The organism is Microbacterium sp. CH1, from assembly GCF_001595495.1.
In the GTDB taxonomy this organism is placed as follows: domain Bacteria; phylum Actinomycetota; class Actinomycetes; order Actinomycetales; family Microbacteriaceae; genus Microbacterium.
Map to the genome: position 1 here is coordinate 262,446 of NZ_LOSO01000015.1, position 17,942 is coordinate 280,387.

Annotated in this window: 14 protein-coding genes; 7 read left to right on the top strand and 7 right to left on the bottom strand. The window is 71.7% G+C overall.

All coding sequences use genetic code 11. The features are described 5' to 3' along the window. The first annotated feature begins 1 nt into the window (after position 1). Both AUV07_RS09580 and AUV07_RS09585 read left to right on the top strand, forming a co-directional pair. The gene (locus AUV07_RS09580; RefSeq protein ID WP_062635661.1) at positions 2-1,171 is read left to right on the top strand and encodes an exonuclease SbcCD subunit D; all 1,170 of its coding nucleotides are present in this window, start codon (positions 2-4) and stop codon (positions 1,169-1,171) included. After that, positions 1,171-4,164, top strand: a complete 2,994-nt coding sequence (locus AUV07_RS09585; RefSeq protein ID WP_062635663.1) for an AAA family ATPase — start codon at positions 1,171-1,173, stop codon at positions 4,162-4,164. The genes AUV07_RS09580 and AUV07_RS09585 overlap by 1 nt, the downstream gene beginning before the upstream one ends. Before the next feature lie 2 nt (positions 4,165-4,166). Here AUV07_RS09585 and AUV07_RS09590 read toward each other — a convergent pair whose 3' ends face one another. After that, positions 4,167-4,724, bottom strand: coding sequence for a phosphorylase family protein (locus tag AUV07_RS09590; RefSeq protein WP_062635665.1), 558 nt, complete (start codon positions 4,722-4,724; stop codon positions 4,167-4,169). 110 nt (positions 4,725-4,834) lie between these two features. Here AUV07_RS09590 and nadE point away from each other — a divergent pair, with 110 nt between their 5' ends. The 3 genes from nadE to AUV07_RS09605 all read left to right on the top strand — a co-directional run bounded on the left by nadE (position 4,835) and on the right by AUV07_RS09605 (position 10,022). Next, positions 4,835-5,653: an ammonia-dependent NAD(+) synthetase gene (gene nadE, locus AUV07_RS09595; protein ID WP_062635667.1), complete on the top strand. Its 819-nt coding sequence runs from the start codon at positions 4,835-4,837 to the stop codon at positions 5,651-5,653. An 86-nt stretch (positions 5,654-5,739) separates the two neighbouring features. Next, positions 5,740-9,222 carry a TM0106 family RecB-like putative nuclease gene (locus AUV07_RS09600; RefSeq protein ID WP_062635669.1) on the top strand — a complete coding sequence of 1,161 codons (3,483 nt, stop codon included), beginning with the start codon at positions 5,740-5,742 and terminating at the stop codon, positions 9,220-9,222. Beyond that, entirely contained in the window at positions 9,219-10,022 is an 804-nt protein-coding gene (locus tag AUV07_RS09605; protein ID WP_102208041.1) for a GNAT family N-acetyltransferase, read from the top strand. Before AUV07_RS09600 ends, AUV07_RS09605 begins: the two co-directional genes overlap by 4 nt. 24 nt (positions 10,023-10,046) lie before the next feature. Here the strand turns inward: AUV07_RS09605 and upp are convergent, their stop codons facing one another. Continuing rightward, positions 10,047-10,679, bottom strand: a complete 633-nt coding sequence (gene upp, locus AUV07_RS09610; protein ID WP_025104476.1) for a uracil phosphoribosyltransferase — start codon at positions 10,677-10,679, stop codon at positions 10,047-10,049. Between the two features lie 81 nt (positions 10,680-10,760). Between upp and AUV07_RS09615 the strand changes: the two genes are divergently transcribed. Then, positions 10,761-11,216, top strand: a complete 456-nt coding sequence (locus AUV07_RS09615; RefSeq protein WP_062635671.1) for a nucleoside deaminase — start codon at positions 10,761-10,763, stop codon at positions 11,214-11,216. A gap of 4 nt (positions 11,217-11,220) precedes the next feature. Here AUV07_RS09615 and AUV07_RS09620 read toward each other — a convergent pair whose 3' ends face one another. Next, on the bottom strand, positions 11,221-12,192 hold the full coding sequence (locus tag AUV07_RS09620; RefSeq protein WP_062635673.1) for a cation diffusion facilitator family transporter: 972 nt from the start codon (positions 12,190-12,192) through the stop codon (positions 11,221-11,223). Between the two features lie 59 nt (positions 12,193-12,251). Between AUV07_RS09620 and proC the strand changes: the two genes are divergently transcribed. After that, entirely contained in the window at positions 12,252-13,091 is an 840-nt protein-coding gene (gene proC, locus AUV07_RS09625) for a pyrroline-5-carboxylate reductase (protein WP_062635675.1), read from the top strand. Between the two features lie 318 nt (positions 13,092-13,409). Here the strand turns inward: proC and AUV07_RS09630 are convergent, their stop codons facing one another. From AUV07_RS09630 to AUV07_RS09645, 4 genes are read right to left on the bottom strand one after another with little or no spacing between them, the layout of a single operon-like run. Then, on the bottom strand, positions 13,410-15,002 hold the full coding sequence (locus tag AUV07_RS09630) for a hypothetical protein (RefSeq protein ID WP_062635677.1): 1,593 nt from the start codon (positions 15,000-15,002) through the stop codon (positions 13,410-13,412). Then, a complete protein-coding gene (locus AUV07_RS09635; protein ID WP_062635679.1) occupies positions 14,984-15,760 on the bottom strand; it encodes an ABC transporter ATP-binding protein in 777 nt (258 codons plus the stop codon). The genes AUV07_RS09630 and AUV07_RS09635 overlap by 19 nt, the downstream gene beginning before the upstream one ends. 57 nt (positions 15,761-15,817) lie before the next feature. Then, positions 15,818-16,489, bottom strand: coding sequence for a potassium channel family protein (locus AUV07_RS09640; protein WP_062635680.1), 672 nt, complete (start codon positions 16,487-16,489; stop codon positions 15,818-15,820). Beyond that, positions 16,482-17,912: a TrkH family potassium uptake protein gene (locus tag AUV07_RS09645; RefSeq protein ID WP_025104469.1), complete on the bottom strand. Its 1,431-nt coding sequence runs from the start codon at positions 17,910-17,912 to the stop codon at positions 16,482-16,484. The genes AUV07_RS09640 and AUV07_RS09645 overlap by 8 nt, the downstream gene beginning before the upstream one ends. Positions 17,913-17,942: the final 30 nt, after the last annotated feature.

Consider the following 17,942-nt stretch of genomic DNA (forward strand, 5'->3'; position numbering starts at 1 on the left):
TATGCGGATCCTGCACACCTCGGACTGGCACATCGGCCGGACGTTCCATGGCAACTCCACCATGGATGCGCTCGCCGAGGTGCTCGCCGCCCTGACCACGCAGGTCAGGGAGCACGAGGTGGACGTCGTCATCGTCGCGGGCGACGTGTTCGACTCCGCCACGCCCTCGGCCGCCGCCTACACCCTGCTCGGAGACGCTCTCGTCGGTCTGCACGAGACGGGCGCGCGGGTGGTCGTCACCAGTGGCAACCACGACTCCGCCGCGCGGCTCGGGTTCCAGGCCCGACTGCTGCGCGACGGCATCCACGTGCTCACCGATCCCCTCGCGGTCGGTACGCCCGTCACGATCGACGATGCCCACGGTCCCGTGCACTTCTTCGGTATCCCGTACCTGGAGCCCGCGATCGTCCGCCAGCACTGGCCGGAGGGCGACGCCGAGGGGCGGCAGCTGCGCACGCAGGCCCAGACCATGACGCACGCGATGACGCTCGTCCGCGCGGGCATGCAGGAGCACGAGGGCCGGTCGGTCGCCATCGCCCACTGCTTCGCCGCGGGCGTGGAGCCGACGGAGGGTCTGGAGCGCGAGGTGCGGCAGGGTGGCCTCGACGTCGTCCCCCTCCGCGCGTTCGACGGCCCCGACTACGTCGCACTGGGCCACATCCACGGTCGCCAGCAGGTGAGCGAGCGGGTGCGGTACGCCGGCGCTCCGCTGCACTACAGCTTCGGCGAACAGCACAAGCCGCGCGGCTCCTGGCTCGTCGACCTGGATGCCGACGGCCTTGCGGGCGTCGAGTGGCTCGAGCTTCCGGTTCCGCGGCGACTGGTCACGCTGACCGGCACCTTCGAGGAGATCCTCTCCGCAGGGAGCGTGGCCGCGCACGCCGACGCCTGGGTGTGCGCCGTCTATACCGACGCCGTGCCGCAGACCGAGCCCATGCGACGGCTCCGCGAGGCGTACCCGCACTGTGCCATGGTGCAGCATCAGCCCGCTGCGACGGGAGAGGAGCGCGAGCGCTCGTACGGTGAGCGGCTGCGGTCCGCGGTGACCGATGCCGACCGCATCGAGGCGTTCCTCGAGCACGTGCGCGCCGGCCAGGGAGCCACCGAGGTCGAACGCGAGCTGATCCGCGAGGTGCTCGACGACCGGGTCCGCGCGGAAGCTCTCGTCTAGTGCGGCTGCATCGTCTGGAGGTCGAGGGGTTCGGCCCGTTCCGTGCGCGGCAGACCGTGGACTTCGACGCCTTCGCCGACGACGGGATCTTCCTCATCGCCGGCCGCACCGGAGCGGGGAAGTCGAGCATCCTCGATGCGGTCTGCTTCGGGCTGTACGGCGGGGTGCCGCGGTACGACGGCGGGGAGAAGAGGCTCCGCAGCGACCACAGCGAACCGGACGACCCCTCCGAGGTCGTCGTCGAGTTCAGCACGCCGTCCGGCCGCTACCGGGTCACGCGTTCCCCCGAGTACCTCCGGCCGGCCCGGCGGGGAGGAGGCCTGACGAAGCAGGCGGCGGCGGTCTCCCTGGAGGAGCTCACGGATGACGGCTGGGTCGGGCGCGCGGCGCGGGCCGTCGACGTGGCGCACGAGCTCGACGACATCCTCCAGCTCAGCCGCGAGCAGTTCCTGCAGGTGATCCTGCTGGCCCAGAACCGGTTCTCGGAGTTCCTGCTCGCAGGCAGCAGGGACCGGCAGGCGCTGCTGCGCCGGCTCTTCGGCACCGAGCGTTTCGAAGACGTGCAGGCGCGGTTCGACGAGCGGCGGCGCCACGCCGAGCAGAGCCTCGGGGCGCGTCTCGCCACGGTGTCCGCCCGGCTGGACGAGGCCGAGCGCCTCGTGGCGGATGCCGACCTCGGGCGCGACGCCGGCGACGCCGACGGTGAGGTCGGACCGGAGGCGCAGGGGGATGGCGTCACGACGGCCGATCGCCTCGCGGAGCTGGAACGGGCGCAGGCTCGCGCTGCGTACCGGGCGGAACGGCGCGCTGCCGAGCGTCAGGAGGCGGAGAAGCGGTTCGAGGCCGCCGATGCGGTTCTGGCCGCCGCCCGGGAGGATCGACGTGCCCAGAGCGAGCGCGACCGTGCCCGTGCGGCGATGGCGCGTCTGGACGCCGAGGAGGAAGCCATCGCCGAGGCGAAGGCGGAGCTCGCCAGGGCGCGAGCGGCCGAGGTGCTGCGGTCCTCGATCACCGCGGCCGACCGTGCCCTGACAGCGGCTGATGACGCGGTGGCTGCGGAGAAGCGCGCACGCGCGGACTGGGATCAGCTCGGTGTCGAGACCGACGACCTCGATGCGTGGATCGCCGACCGGACACGGGCCTCCGGGGTCTGGGAGCGCGCCGTCGTGCTGGAGGCCGAGGCGCCGCGCCGCGCCGCCGAGCGCGTCAGCGCAGAGGAGGCCGTCGCCACCGCCGAGCGCCAGTGCGGCGACGGCGAGGCGGAGCGCGCGGCGCTGCCCGGACGGATCGCCGCCGTCACCGCGGAGCGGGATGACGCCCGTCGGCTCGGCGACCGGCTCCCCGCCATGGAGAGCGCGCGTGTCGCTGCCGAGCTCCGCCGGGAGGCGGCGGAAGAGGCGGCACGTCTGCAGCAGGAGTGCGCCGCGGCCGACCGGGTCCTCGCCGAGGCGACGTCCGCGCAGGCCGCCGCGCAATCGGCTCTAGCCGATCTGCGCCAGCGCCGGATCGACGGCATGGCCGGGGAGCTGGCGTCCGCTCTGATCGAGGATCACCCCTGCCCGGTGTGCGGGGCGCGGGAGCATCCGGCGCCGGCAGACCACAGCGCCGCGGTCTCCGTGGAGGACATCGCGGCTGCGGAGACCCGGAGGGACGAGGCGGCTCGCCGGGAGCAGCAGGCGAGCTCGACCTGCACGTCGCTGCAGGTCGAGCTCGCTGCGGCTCTGGCGCGCGCGGACGGACGAGACGTCGAGACGGCGAAGGCCGAGCTCGATGCCGCCGTGGCCGCCGAGAAGGAGGCGCTCGGCGCGGCCGAGGCCGCGCGGCTGCGCGACGGCGAGCTCGTCGAACTCGGTGCCCAGCAGGGCGCGCTCGACGGGCGGCGCGTCCAGGACGAGGCGGCCCTCGCCGAAGCCCGCGAGCAGCTCGCCCTGGTCGTCCAGCGCGACGAGGCCGCCCGTACGGCGATCAACGAGGCGCGAGGGAGCTACGCGTCGGTGGCTGAGCGCATGACGGAGGCCACCGCCCACCTCGCCGTCGCACGCCGCCTCCTCGACGCCGAAGCCGAACGGGCGCGGAGGCAGCAGGCGGCCGCGGAGGCGGCTGCCGAGAGGGATGCCGCCCTCGACGCCTCCGAGTTCTCCGACGTCGAGGCCGCCACCGCGGCGCTGCGTCCGCCGGCGGTGCAGACGGAGCTGGACGAGCGGGTGACGACGCACGCCGTGCAACGGGAGAAGGAGCGCGCCCTGCTCTTCGACCTCGAGCTGCGCACGCTGCCGGAGGAGCCGATCGACCTCGCGCCTCATGAGCAGGCGGCGCTCGACGCCAGAGCGGCGTGGTCCGCCGCCGTCGACGAGGCCACCAGGGCGGCGGGCGACGCGGTGCGGCTGGCCGGCCTCATCGACGCCGCGAAGGACGAGCACGCCCGCACGGCGGAGGATGCCGCGGCGTTCGAGGTCCTCCAGGCCCTCGCCGACACGATCGCCGGACGAGGGGCGAACACCCGCAAGATGACGCTGGAGACCTTCGTGCTGGCGGCGGAACTCGAGGAGATCGTCGATGCCGCCAACCGCCGCCTCCATGACATGTCGGAGGGGCGCTACCGCCTGCAGCACTCCGACGCCCTGGCTGCGCGCGGTGCCGCGTCCGGGCTGGGCATCGTGGTCGCCGACGCCTTCACCGGGCAGACCCGTCCGCCACAGTCGCTCTCGGGCGGCGAGACCTTCCTCACCTCCCTCGCGCTCGCCCTCGGACTGGCCGAGGTCGTGACGGCCCGCGCGGGGGGCATCCGCCTGGACACGCTGTTCATCGACGAGGGATTCGGGTCGCTCGACGGCGACACGCTCGACGTCGCGATGCGCACGCTCGACGAGCTGCGGCAGGGCGGTCGCACGGTCGGCGTCATCAGCCACGTCGAGGCGATGCAGGAGCAGATCCCGGCGCAGCTCACGGTCCGTGCGCTGCCGAACGGACCGAGCGTCATCGAGACGCGCTGAGGTCAGACCCCGTACTCGGCGCGGATCACCTCGCGCAGCTCGATGCTGCACCGGGCGATGGCCTCGCGGAAGTCGGCCAGGGCACCATCCTCCGCCTGGTCGGAAACGGCGCGGAAGGCGCGGATCGGCACGCCGAACTGCCCCGCCACCCAGATGTAGGCGTAGGTCTCCATGTCCACCAGGGCGGCACCCATCGGCCGGATCACGGCGGTGACCTCGGCGTCGTTCACGAAGTGGTCACCCGTGGCGATCACGACGCCCTCGCGGCCTGTGGTCACCTGCGGCGGAAGCGAGACGTGCCGTCCGACGACGCCGTCCAGGTCGATCACGTCGTGCTGAACCGCGGTCGCGATCTCGTGCACCGCGTACGCACGCCCCTTCTCGATGGAGCCCGCGGTGCCGACGACGACGACCTCCTCGTAGCTCTTCGCGTCGAGGGCGCGGGTCAGGGCGTACGTCGCCGGCAGCTTTCCCGGGCCGGTGACCAGCCGGTCGAAGCCGTCGAGCTCCTCGGGGAAGGCGGACAGTTCGGACTCGAGGGCGGCGACGAGGAGCTTCACCGCTTCAGTCTCTCAGGTCGCGGCCGGATACCGCGTCCCGGCGCAGTGGCGTGACCCGCACGAAACACGGAAGGGGGATACTGGAGCCGAACCGATGAGCGGAGGACAACGTGTCGTTGCAGAAGCAGATCGCGGAAGACCTGGGCGCCCGGCCCGACATCGATCCTGAAGCGGAGGTGGAGCGTCGCGTCGGCTTCCTCGCGGACTACCTGCGCACGACCGGCGCGAAGGGCTTCGTCCTCGGCATCTCCGGCGGACAGGACTCGACGCTCGCGGGGCGCCTCGCCCAGCTCGCGGTGGAGCGCGTGCGTGCGGAGGGCGGGGAGGCCACCTTCCTCGCGGTGCGCCTGCCCTACCGCGTCCAGCACGACGCCGACGATGCGCAGGCCGCGCTGGACTTCATCGCCCCGGACTCGTCGATCGAGGTGAACATCCAGAACGGCGTCGAGGGCGTAGAGAAAGACATCGAGTCCGCCGTCTCCAGCGACATCTCCGACTTCAACCGCGGCAACATCAAGGCTCGCCTCCGCATGGTTACCCAGTACGCCCTCGCGGGGCACGAGGGGCTCATCGTGATCGGCACCGACCACGCCGCCGAGGCCATCACCGGCTTCTACACGAAGTTCGGCGACGGAGCGGCTGACGTGCTCCCGCTGGCCGGTCTCACGAAGCGACAGGGCCGCGCCCTGCTCCAGTTCCTCGACGCTCCGGAGCGCCTGGCCTTCAAGGTCCCCACCGCCGACCTCCTCGACGACCAGCCGGGGCGCACCGACGAGGATGAGCTGGGGCTGACGTACGAGCAGATCGACGATTTCCTCGAAGGGCGGGAGGTCGACCCCGAGGTCGCCGGCCGCATCGAGGCGCGGTACCTCGCGACCCAGCACAAGCGTCACCTGCCGGTGACCCCCGACGACACCTGGTGGCGCTGACCGCGACCCCTGGTGCGGGACCGCCCGCTTTTCGCCGTGTCGGATGCCGCGGATAGTGTCGAAGCAGCCGACAGAACGGGAGAATCGTGCGGATCGACACAGAGGCGCAGCGGGTCATCTGGAGCGCGAGCGACCTCAAGGCGGCCGCCGAGTGCGAGTTCGCGTGGTCCCGGGCGATCGACGCGAAGCTGGGTCGGGTCCCCGCGGTCGAGGAGCCGGAGGACGCGACGCTCCTCCGCGCCGCCCAGCTGGGAGACGTGCACGAGCAGAACGTGCTCGACCGCTACATCCGTGAGCTCGGCGACGAACGGGTGCATCGGATCGCCAAGGTCTCCTCGAGCGATCCTGAGGCGCTCGCGGCCGCCGTCGACGAGACGCTGAGCGCTCTGCGGTCCGACGCGCTGGTCGTCTTCCAGGCGGCTTTCGCCACCGACGAGTTCGTCGGGTTCGCCGACTTCCTCCGCCGGGATGCGGACGGGCGCTGGCGGGTGCAGGACTCGAAGCTCGCGCGCAAGGCTCGGGTGATCGCGCTCATGCAGCTCGCGGCATATGTCGATCAGCTCGACCGACTCGGCATCCCCCGCGCGGACGAGGTCGACCTCATCCACGGCGACAACAGCGTCAGCACGCACGCGGTCGACGACCTCCTTCCGCTGTTCCGGGTGCGCCGGTCGCGGCTGCGCGCTCTCATCGCGGACCGCGCCGTGGCCGATGGCACCGCTGGGGCGCCCCTCGCGTGGGGTGACGACCGCGGCGACCTGCGCGTGGTCGCCTGCGGGCGCTGCGCCACCTGCGAGGAGCAGGTGCTGGCCCACCGGGACCTCCTCATGGTCGCCCGCATGCGTCCGGTGCAGCGGGCCCGTCTCCGCGCCGCCGGGATCCTCACGATCGACGACCTGGCTGCAGCGACGCAGGCCCCCGAGGGCATGAACGTCGACACCTTCGAGAACCTCCGCGCCCAGGCCCGCGTGCAGCTGCGGGCGGATGCCGAGGGCGCGGCGACGTACGACGTGCACTACGCCGCGGCGATCCACACCCTCCCGGTGCCCAGCCACGGCGACATCTTCTTCGACTTCGAGGGCGATCCGCTGTACACCGAGCCCGCCCCCGATGGCGAGGCGGAGTGGGGCATCGACTACCTGTTCGGCTGGGTCGACAACGCCGACCAGTACACCGCTCTCTGGGCGCACTCGTTCGCGGAGGAACGCCAGGCGCTGGAGACCTTCCTCGACTTCGTGAAGGTGCGTCGAGCCGCCCACCCCGGCATGCACATCTACCACTACGCCCCCTACGAGACCTCGCATCTGGTCGCGATGGCCGCCCGCCACGGCGTGCGCGAAGGCGAGGTAGACCGCCTCCTCCGCGAAGGCGTGTTCGTCGACCTGTACCCGCTGGTGCTGCGCACCGTGCGGGTCGGTTCGCGGTCCTACTCCATCAAGAAGCTCGAGCCGCTCTACATGGGGGAGGACGTGCGCACGAGCGACGTCCAGAAGGGCGACGACTCCATCGTGCAGTACGTTGCGGCGCGGGAGCTCGCCGCAGCGGGCGCGCAGGCCGAGGCCGACGCCGTGCTCGCCGACCTCGCCGACTACAACCGCTACGACTGCGTCTCGACCCGCCGGCTGCGCAACTGGCTCATCGAGATCGCGCGCGCAGAGGGCGTGACGCCGGCCCCACCGGACGATGCGGACGAAGTCATCTACGAGCCGTCGCCGCGTTCGCTCGCTCTGCTCGGCGATGCGGAGCGCGCGGTGGAGGCCGGTGACGACGGGCTCGTGCACCGGATCGCGGCGGCCGCCATCGACTACTTCCCGCGTGAGGCGAAGAGCTTCTGGGTCGCGCACTTCCAGCGGCTGCGGGAGCCGGTCACCATGTGGGACGGCACGCGCGATGTGGTGAAGGTCGATGCGACCCGCTCGCGGGTGCGCCGCGACTGGAGCATCGGCGAAGGCCGCCGGGTGCTGTCGCGGGAGCTCGAGATCCGCGGCGAGGTGTCCCCGGGCACGACGCTCGGCCCCGGCGCGCAGCCGTTCGCGCTCTACGACGTCCCGGCCCCGTTCGACACCGACGTCCCGTCGCGGGCCGTGCACGTGCCGCACGGGGTCACAGTCGTCGAGGTGCTGGACGACGGATACCTCGTGGTCGAGTCCGCCGTGCAGGGACAGACCTGGGACGACCTCCCCGTCGCGCTGACCCCTGCGGCGCCGCCTCGCGTGGTGTCGCTGCAGCAGGCGATCGACGAGTGGGCGGACGCGGTGCACGCGGCCGCCCCGGACTTCCCCGAGGACGCGGCCACCGACATCCTCCGCCGCCTGCCTCCGCGCACGGTGTCGGGGAACGCGCTTCCGGCCGCCGGTGACGATCCGATCGACGCGATCGTCCGCGGAGTCCTCGACCTCGACCGCAGCTACCTCGCGGTGCAGGGGCCTCCGGGCACGGGGAAGACCTACACCGGCTCGCAGGTGATCGCCCGGCTCGTCAACGAGCACGGCTTCCGCATCGGCGTCGTCGCGCAGTCCCACGCGATCATCGAGACGCTCCTGGAGCGCGTCGTCGCCGACGGTGTCGCCCCGGGTCAGGTGGCGAAGTGCCCCAAGGATGCCGATGCCGATCCCGGCTACACGGTGATCCCGAAGACCGGGATGGCCGCCTTCCTCGCCGAGCACGAGAACGAGGGTGCCGTCGTGGGCGGCACCGCGTGGGACTTCAGCAACACGCAGCGGGTCGCCAGGGGAGAGCTCGACCTGCTCGTGATCGACGAGGCCGGACAGTTCTCGCTCGCCTCCACCATCGCGGTGGCCGCCGGTGCGCAGCGGCTCCTGCTCCTCGGTGACCCTCAGCAGCTGCCCCAGGTCAGCCAGGGCGCCCACCCGGAGCCGGTGGATACCTCTGCGCTCGGCTGGGTGATGGACGGCGATCCCGTCGTGCGTCCGGAGTACGGCTACTTCCTCGCCCGCTCCTGGCGCATGCACCCGTATGTCGCGGCTCCGGTGTCGAAGCTCGCCTACGCCGGGAAGCTCGCGTCCGCTCCCGGTACCGAGCGGCGCGCGGTCGAGGGCATCGACCCGGGCCTGCACGTGGTGCCGCTGCGGCACCGCGGCAATGCGACCCAGTCCCCGGAGGAAGCCGCCGAGGTGGTGCGTATCGTCCGCGACCTCGTCGGCCGCACCTTCCACGACAACGACGCGGAGGGCACCGTCCGCCCGCTGACGCCGGAGGACATCATCGTGGTGGCGCCGTACAACGCGCAGCGGCAGCTCGTGCACGATGCGCTCGCGGCGGCCGGGTTCGGCGGGGTCCCGGTGGGGACCGTCGACAACTTCCAGGGCAAGGAGGCGGTCGTCTCTATCACGACGCTCGCCGCGTCGAGCGGTCGGGATGCCCCGCGGGGCCCGGAGTTCCTGCTGCTGCAGAACCGGCTCAACGTGGCGATCTCCCGCGCGCAGGTCGTGGCCTACCTCATCTACTCGCCGGCGCTGCTCGACGATCTGCCGTACACGCCCGAGGGCGTCGCGAGGCTCAGCGCCTTCGCCCGCCTGGTGGGCGCGGCTGAAGAGGAGGAATCATGATGTCGTCCGTCCCCCGGTCTGCTTCCGTCGAGACACCGACGGCCGATGAGATCCTGCGCGCCGCCGCCGCATGGGCGTGGTTTCCTCGCGGCAGCGAGGACGTCCGCGACGATCTGCTGCTCGTGCGCTACCCGGAGCGGTTCGGAGGCGGCGTCCGCGGCTCCCAGGTGACGTCGACGCGGCCCGCCGCCGAGGTGCTGGACGGAGCACTGGAACGCACCAGAGCCTGGGGCGAGAACGTCTTCACGTTCTGGACCAACCCTGCGGACGACCCGGACCTCGAGGACGAGCTCCAGCGCCGCGGTGCGGTGCACTTCGACACCGTCACGGTGTTCGCGCGTCCGACCATCGGAGCCGCGGTCGACGTGCCGCCCGGGGTCACCGCCGAGGTCGTGCGCACGAGGGACCAGCTCCGCGAGGTCGACGCGATCAACGTCCCCGTCTGGGAGCAGCAGCCGCTGGACGAGGACGGTCTGGACGCCGAGTTCGCCGAACTCACCGCAGCCCTGTCCGCGGGGGAGGGCTTCCGGGTGCTCGGCCGCATCGACGGCCGCGCGGTGAGCACCGGCGGCTGCACGATCGTCGACGGGTTCACCCGCCTGTGGGGAGCGGCGACACTCGAGGCCGACCGCGGGCGCGGTGTCTATCGGGCGGTCCTCGCGGAGCGCCTGCGACAGAGCGCCGCGCGCGGGGCCGCAACGGCGCTCGTCAAGGGCCGCGTCTCGACCTCGGCGCCGATCCTCGCGAGGGCCGGCTTCACGCGTTACGGCGAGGAGCGCGGCTACCGCCTGACCCTCTGACGCGAGTCGAGAGCGCGAGCGAGGTCAGACGGTGCCGTAGAGGCGGTCGCCCGCATCGCCGAGGCCGGGCACGATGTAGCCCTTCTCGTCGAGGCGCTCGTCGAGCGCTCCGAGGACGAGGGTCACATCGCGGTCGCCGGCCATCGCCTCGATCGCTGCCACGCCCTCCGGGGTGCCCAGCAGGCAGATCGCGGTGACGTCCTTCGCGCCGCGGTCGAACAGGAACTGGATGGCCGCGGCCAGCGAGCCGCCGGTCGCCAGCATCGGGTCGATCGCGAAGCACTGACGGTCGGAGAGGTCGTCCGGAAGCCGCTCGGCGTAGGTGGTGGGCTCGAAGGTCTCCTCGTCGCGGACCATGCCGAGGAAACCGACCTCCGCGGTGGGGAGGAGCTTGACGAGGCCTTCGAGCATGCCGAGACCGGCGCGCAGGATGGGGACGACGATGGGCCGCGGCTCGGAGATCTTCACGCCCGTGGTCGTGGTGACCGGCGTCGTGATCTCGATCGGCGTGACCTTCACATTCCGCGTCGCCTCGTACGCGAGGAGCGTCACGAGCTCTTCGGTCAGCTGGCGGAAGACCGGCGACGGGGTGCGCGCGTCGCGCAGCACCGAGAGCTTGTGGGTGATGAGAGGGTGGTCGGCGACGTGAACACGCATGGATACAGGCTAATGCGCGCCGCGTCCGCGCACGACATCGGGCGCCGTGGCGGCCGCCCCGCGCTGCCGTAGGCTCGGGGCATGACCGCCGCCGACCGTCTCGCGATGCAGCGCGCACTCGAGCTCGCCGCCGAGGCCGCGGACGCCGCGGAGATCCCCGTCGGCGCCGTCGTGCTCGACGCGGATGGCCGTGTCCTGGCCGAAGGGCGGAACACCCGGGAGGCCACGCACGACCCGACCGGGCACGCCGAGATCGAGGCGATCCGCGGCGCGGCATCGGTCCGCGGGTCGTGGAACCTCGACGGCTGTACGCTCGTCGTCACCCTCGAGCCCTGCGTGATGTGCGCCGGCGCGATCCTCCAGGCACGCATCGGCCGTGTGGTCTTCGGCGCGTGGGACGACAAGGCGGGAGCGGCCGGCTCGATGTACGACGTGCTGCGTGACCGCCGCCTGCCCTATCGCGCGGAGGTGATCGGCGGCGTGGACGAGCACGCGTCCATCGCTCTGTTGCGCGCCTTCTTCGAGGACCGTCGCTGAACGCTCAGTCCGAGGACTTGAGGACGAACACGTCCGTCGAGGGCTCCGGATCGATCGCGGGACGGTAGACGTCTGGCTCGATGTAGACGACCCGGGCGACCGGCACGGCGGCGCGGATGCGGGCCTCGATCTCGTCGATGTCGTCGGCGACCTCGCGCAGCGGCTTGTCGGCGTTGAGCGCGATCTTCGCGGCGACCATCAGCTCGTCCGGCCCGAGGTAGAGGGTCTTCATGTGGATGATCTTCTCGATCTCCGGACCGTCGTTGATCGCGTCCACGATGCGGTCGTAGTCGGCGGGGGTCGCGCCCTCGCCGACGAGCAGGCTCTTGGTCTCCACACCCAGCACGATCGCGATGAGCACGAGCAGGACGCCGATCATCACCGTGCCGAGGGCGTCGAAGACGGGGTTGCCGGTGAGGAGCGTGAGGCCGACGCCGAGCAGGGCGAAGGTGAGGCCGGTGAGGGCCCCGACGTCTTCGAGGAGGACCACGGGGAGCTCCGGCGCCTTGGACCGCCGGACGAAGGAGAACCAGGACTGGCCCTTCTCGCGGACGACGTTGCTCTCGCGCACGGCGGTGCGCAGCGAGAACGACTCCAGGCCGATCGCGATGAACAGCACGACGAGCGGGAGCCACCACCAGGTCTGGTCGATCTCATGCGGGTGGGTGAGCTTCTCCACGCCCTCGTAGATCGCGAAGAGCCCGCCGACGGAGAAGAGGATGATCGACACGACGAACGCGTAGACGTAGCGCTCGCGGCCGTAGCCGAACGGGTGCGCGCGGTCCGCGTGGCGCTTCGCCTTGCGGCCGCCGAGCATCAGCAGCAGCTGGTTCCCCGAGTCGGCGACGGAGTGGATCGCCTCGGCGAGCATCGAGGCCGAGCCGGAGAGGGCCCACGCGAGGAACTTCGCGAGAGCGATGCCCAGGTTCGCCAGGAACGCCGCGACGATGGCCTTGCTGCCTCCGGATGCACTCATGCGACGAGTCTAGGACGGGAGTCCGAGCGGCACAGGAGCGCCCGCCGTAGGATGACGACATGGCTGATGCGCTCCCGTCCCTCGCGTTCCTCGGTGCCGGATCCATGGGGGGAGCGATCCTCCGCGGCGTGCTCGCCTCCGGCGTCCCGGTGGACGGAGGGATCACCGCGACGAACCGCACGCCGGAGAAGGCGGAGGCGTTCGCGGGCCTCGACGGCGTCACCAGCATCGCGCTGTCCGAGCGGCCGGAGGGCAATGCCGAGGCCGTGGCCGGCGCACGGGTGGTCCTGGTCGGGGTGAAGCCGGCGATGGTCCCGGACCTGCTCCGCGAGATCGCGCCGCACCTCAGCCCGGAGACCGTCGTGGTGAGCCTCGCCGCGGGGGTCACGCTGCAGACCTTCGCGGATGTCCTCGGCCCGGAGACCCGCGTCATCCGCTCGATGCCGAACACCCCGTCGACGATCCGCAAGGGGGTCACCGGGCTCGCGGCCGGCGCCGCGGCGACCCCCGATGACCTCGCGCTCGTGCGCCGTCTGTTCGAGACGGTGGGGGCGGTGGTGGAGGTCCCCGAGTCGCAGATCGATGCGCTCTCGACGATCTCGGGCTCCGGTCCCGCCTACGTCTTCCTCCTCATCGAGGAGTTCACCGCGGCCGCGCGGGAGATGGGCTTCGCCGACGCGGACGCCCGGCTGCTGGCCGAGCAGACCTTCATCGGGGCGACCGCGCTGCTGGACTCGACGGGGGAGGACCCCGCCGAGCTGCGCCGCCGGGTGACGAGCCCGAAGGGGACGACGGAGCGCGCCGTCGCCGTGCTCCAGGACGCGCATCTGTCCGACACCTTCGCCGCCGCTGCCGCCGCCGCCCTCGCTCGCGCGAAGGAGCTCGCCGCCGGCGCCTGATCTCGCCTGTTCTCGCGCGCTTCCACCTCGCGGAAACAGGCGATCACGCGAGTTCAGGCAGCCAGCACCCCTGGAGCCTGAACGCGCGTGAGTGCCTGTTGCGGCGAGGTGTCGCGGGAGCAGGCGGCCACGCGGAGACAGGCGATCACGCGAGCTCAGGCAGCCCGTGCCCCCGGAACCTGAACGCGCGTGAGTGCCTGTTGCGGCGAGGTGTCGCGGGAGCAGGCGGTCACGCGGGAGCAGGCCGCCACGCGGGTTCAGGCAGCCCGTGCCCTTGGAGCCTGAGCGCGCGCGAGTGCCTGTCGCGGCGAGGTGCGGCTAGGCCTCGCTGGCGACCTCGGCGAGCACCTCGGGCCAGCGCCGCTGCAGGGTGCGACCGCCGAGCACCGTGCCGCCCCACAGCGCGACCCCACCGAGGACGACGGCGGCCGCGAGGCTCGCCCAGCCCAGGGGCGGGATCCAGATCGACGCGATCGCGAAGCCGAGGGCGGGGCCGCCGAGCAGCAGGGTGATCGGCGACATGATGAGCATCGCGAGGAAGGACTGCGCGCCCCCGGAGGAGCCGCGTCCGAACGGGTTGGCCTCCGGCGCCGGAGCTCGCCCCGGCAGGAACGCGCCCACCCAGGAGCCCGCGCCCGCCGACACCGCCATGAGTCCGAGAGCAGCGCCCAGGCTGCCCGGAAGCAGATCCGGACGCCCGGCCAGCAGACAGGTCACGACGCACAGGAGGATCGTGATCGGCACCGCCACCAGCGCGAACCCGAGCAGGCGTCCGACGCGGTCGGCCGTCCCGCTCACCCCGGTGAGGATGTGCAGTGCGACGGCGTCGTTGTCGTAGGCGATCGCCATCTGCACGATGCTGCCGGCGAGGAGGGCGTTGATCGCGGGGATGAGGGTGATCGCGGGCGCGAAGCCGGTACTGTCCTGCTGCAGTCCGTTCATGAGCGCGAGCCCGAGGAAGATCGCGGGGAGCAGCATGAGCATCACGATGTTGACGACCTGACGCGGGTCGCGGCGGAAGTAGCGGAGGGTCCGTCCCGCGATGGCGCCGACGGGCCCTGCGGGAAGAAGACGGTCGAGCACGCCTCCCGAGCGCACGCGTCCGCCCCCGCTCGACTGCAGCGGGGCGACGAGGCGCGCAGCGAGCATCCGGCGCGCGGCGACCCAGAAGACGACGAGGGTGGCGGCGGCGATGAGCAGCCGCAGGACGGCGGTGACGACGTCGCCCTGTGCCATGGCGGCGGGAACTCCGAACACGGCGGCGACCGGCGTCCATGCGGCGATCTCGGCGACCGCGGTGAAGGCGCCACCGACGTCGCGCACGGTCGACAGCGCCTGCAGCCCGATGTTGAGGAGGAGGCCGGAGGAGGCCAGCAGCACCACGCCGAGGGTGAGGACGAGGTCGCGCGTCCGCCGACGGGCGAGCCATCCCGCGAGCAGCCCGCTCACGACGCGGGCGCCGAGGACGCAGGTCGCGAGGGCCACCGGGACCATGAGCACCGCGACGAGGAGGGCCGGAACGCTGACCGACCATCCCACGAGCATGAGCAGCAGTGCCAGGGCGGTGCCGATGCCGCCGATCGTCGTCATCCCCGCCACGACCAGTCCGGGGAGGAGAGCCCGGGCGGTCACCGGGAGCAGGGCGAAGCGCTCGGGGGCCAGCGAGTCGTCCGCGCTGACGAGGATCGACCCGATCCACCACCCGAGCACGATGATGGCGCCGGTGAGCACCATCGCGGTCACGGCGGCGTCCGGAGCGCCCACCCGCAGCGCGATCAGACCCACGGTCAGCAGCCCCAGCATGCTCAGCGCGATGAGACCCACGATCACGAGGGTCACGATCATCCAGGGGTTGCGCCGGAGCTGATGTCCGAGCTGTCGCAGCCGCAGGCCTACGAGGAGCGCAACCACGCGAGCGTCTCCGTTCCGAGGTCGTGCGCGCCCACGAGGGTGAGGAAGCGCTCCTGCAGTGTGAGCCCGGCCCGCACCTCGTCGAGGGCGCCGTGGGCGAGCAGACGCCCCTCGGCGACGATGGCGACGCGGTCGCACAGCGACTCGACGAGCTCCATGACGTGGCTGGAGAGGACGACCGTGCCGCCGCCGTCCACGAAGGAGCGCAGGATCTGCCGGATCGTCTGTCCGGAGACCGGGTCGACGGCCTCGAGGGGCTCATCGAGGATCAGCAGCCGGGGCGCGTGGATGAGCGCGCAGGCCAGGCCGATCTTCTTCTTCATGCCGGCCGAGTAGTCGACGACGAGGGTGTCACCCGCCTCCGTCAGGCCGAGCGCGTCGAGGAGCTCGCCGGAGCGGGAGACGACCTCGGCCTCCGGCATCCCGCGCAACAGGCCGGTGTAGCGCAGCAGCTCGGCGCCGCTGAGCCGGTCGAGCATCCGGATGCCGTCGGGGAGCACACCCATCCGCGCCTTCGCGGCGGCAGGGTCCTGCCAGACGTCGGCGCCGAGCACCCAGGCCGTCCCGGCGTCCGGGCGCAGGAGCCCGGTGGTCATCGCGAGCGTCGTCGTCTTGCCGGCACCGTTCGGGCCGAGCAGCCCCAGCATCGAGCCCGCGGGGACGTCCAGCGACAGCGCGTCGACGGCGAGCTTCTGGCCGAACTGCTTCCGGAGCCCGCGGAGGGCGAGGACGGGCGGTGCGGGGGCGTGATCGCTCATGCCCCCATCCCACCACGCCCGCCGCGGCCGGCGCATCCGCCGCGGGGAGGACCCGGCTCAGCGGTCGAGGGCGGCGAAGCGCTCGATGTCGCTGTTCGTCCCGGAGACGATGATGAGGTCGTGGTTGGTCACGATCGTGTTGGCCTCCGCGTAGCGGAACGGCTTGCCCGGGCTCTTCACGCCGACGACGGTGACCTTGTACTTCGAGCGCACACCGGATTCGTTCAGGCCGACGCCGCGGATGAACTTCGGCGGGTACATCTTGGCCAGGACGAAGTCGTCGTCGAAGCGGATGAAGTCGAGCATGCGCCCGCTCACAAGGTGGGCGACGCGCTCGCCGGCCTCGCGCTCGGGGTAGATGACGTGGTTGGCGCCCACGCGGGCCAGGATCTTGCCGTGCGACTGGGAGACCGCCTTCGCCCAGATCTGCGGCACCTTGAGGTCGACGAGGTTCGCCGTGATGAGCACGGACGCCTCGATCGAGGAGCCGACGGCGACGACCGCGACCTGGAAGTCCTGGGCGCCGATCTGGCGGAGGGCGTCGATGTTGCGGGCGTCGGCCTGCACGGTGTGCGTGACGCGGTCCGACCACTTCTGCACGAGCTCGAGGTTGTCGTCGATCGCGAGCACCTCGCGGTCGAGGCGGTCGAGCTCGCCGGCGCACGCGGCGCCGAACCGGCCGAGACCGATGACGAGGACGGGAGCGTCCCCCCGAAAGACTTCAACCAACGATCGGCCTTTCCACGGGCAGTGAGTAGTACTGCGTGCGCGATGTCGCGGCGACTGCCGCAGCGAGAGTCACTGTACCAACGCGGCCCATGAAGATCGTCGCGGCCATGACGTACGAGGCGGAATCCGGCAGCTCCCCGGTGAGACCCGTCGAGAGCCCGACCGTGCCGAACGCGGAGATGACGTCGAAGAGCACGTGGCTGATGTCGGCCTTGGTGATCTGCGCGATCACGATGGTCGACAGCGCGACGATGGTGGCGCCCCAGGCGACGACGCTGAGGGCGACCCGCTGCACGTCGCTGGGGATGCGGCGGCCGAACGCCTCGACGGACTGGCGGCCCTTCGCCTCGGACCAGACGGCGATCGCGAGGACCGCGAGCGTGGTCACCTTGATGCCGCCCGCCGTCGACGCGGACCCGCCGCCGACGAACATGAGCATGCTGGCGGCGAGCAGCGACGAGCCGTTGAGGTCGTCCATCTCGATGACGTTGAAGCCGCCGGAGCGGGTCATCGCGGAGAGGAAGAACGCCTGGAAGGTCGTGTCGGCCGCGTCCATGGAGCCGAAGGTCTTGGGGTTGTCGTACTCGAGGATGAGGAAGGCGGCCGCGCCGAGGATGAAGAGCAGAACCGTGGTGACGATGGTCAGCTTCGAGTGCAGCGACCAGCGCTTGACGTGCCAGACGTGCTTCGCGAGCGTGTAGATCACCGGGAAGCCGATGCTCCCGAGGAACACGCCGACCATGAGCAGCGACAGCACGAGGTAGTCGTCGGCGAAGACGGCCACTCCGCCGTCGTTCGGGGCGAAGCCGGTGTTGGTGAACGCCATCGCCGAGAAGTACGGGGCCTCCCAGAGCGCGGCGATCGGGTCGACCCCCGCCATCACCAGCGCCGGATACAGGAGGGCGGCGAGGGCCGCTTCGATGAAGAGGGCGGAGAGGGCGACCGTGGTGAGCAGCTGGCCCACCTCGCCGAGGCGCACCGTCTGGCTCTCGTTGACCACGCCGCCGTGCGCGCGGAGCGGGTTCGTGTCGCCGGCCGCCATGAGCTTGGCCCGCAGCCCGAGGCGCTTCGAGATGAGCATCCCCATGAGGGAGGCGAGGGTCAGCACACCGAGGGCGCCGATGTTGACCCCGATGAACACGACGACGTGCCCGAACGGCGACCAGTGGTTGGCCATGTCGACGGTCGCCAGGCCCGTCACGCAGATCGTGGAGACGGCGGTGAAGAGCGCGTCGCTGAGCGGTGTCACCGTGCCGCTGGCGGACGCGATCGGCAGCGAGAACAGCACCGTGAACACGAGGATCAGTAGCGCGAAGACGGCGATGGCGAACCGGGACGGCGACGAGGTGATGAGGTGCTTCACCCGGCCGGCGGCTCCGGGAAGACCGGTGCGAGGAGACGACGCCGAAACGATGCCCGACATCGCTGCCCCCTTCTTCCGCGCCGTCCGTTC

Excerpts from the sequence above, each read along its gene's own strand:
- AUV07_RS09580 (WP_062635661.1), top strand. The coding sequence starts at position 2 with ATGCGGATCCTGCACACCTCGGACTGGCACATCGGCCGGACGTTCCAT.
- AUV07_RS09605 (WP_102208041.1), top strand. The coding sequence starts at position 9,219 with ATGATGTCGTCCGTCCCCCGGTCTGCTTCCGTCGAGACACCGACGGCC.
- upp (WP_025104476.1), bottom strand. The coding sequence starts at position 10,679 with ATGCGTGTTCACGTCGCCGACCACCCTCTCATCACCCACAAGCTCTCG.
- AUV07_RS09615 (WP_062635671.1), top strand. The coding sequence starts at position 10,761 with ATGACCGCCGCCGACCGTCTCGCGATGCAGCGCGCACTCGAGCTCGCC.
- AUV07_RS09620 (WP_062635673.1), bottom strand. The coding sequence starts at position 12,192 with ATGAGTGCATCCGGAGGCAGCAAGGCCATCGTCGCGGCGTTCCTGGCG.
- proC (WP_062635675.1), top strand. The coding sequence starts at position 12,252 with ATGGCTGATGCGCTCCCGTCCCTCGCGTTCCTCGGTGCCGGATCCATG.
- AUV07_RS09635 (WP_062635679.1), bottom strand. The coding sequence starts at position 15,760 with ATGAGCGATCACGCCCCCGCACCGCCCGTCCTCGCCCTCCGCGGGCTC.
- AUV07_RS09645 (WP_025104469.1), bottom strand. The coding sequence starts at position 17,912 with ATGTCGGGCATCGTTTCGGCGTCGTCTCCTCGCACCGGTCTTCCCGGA.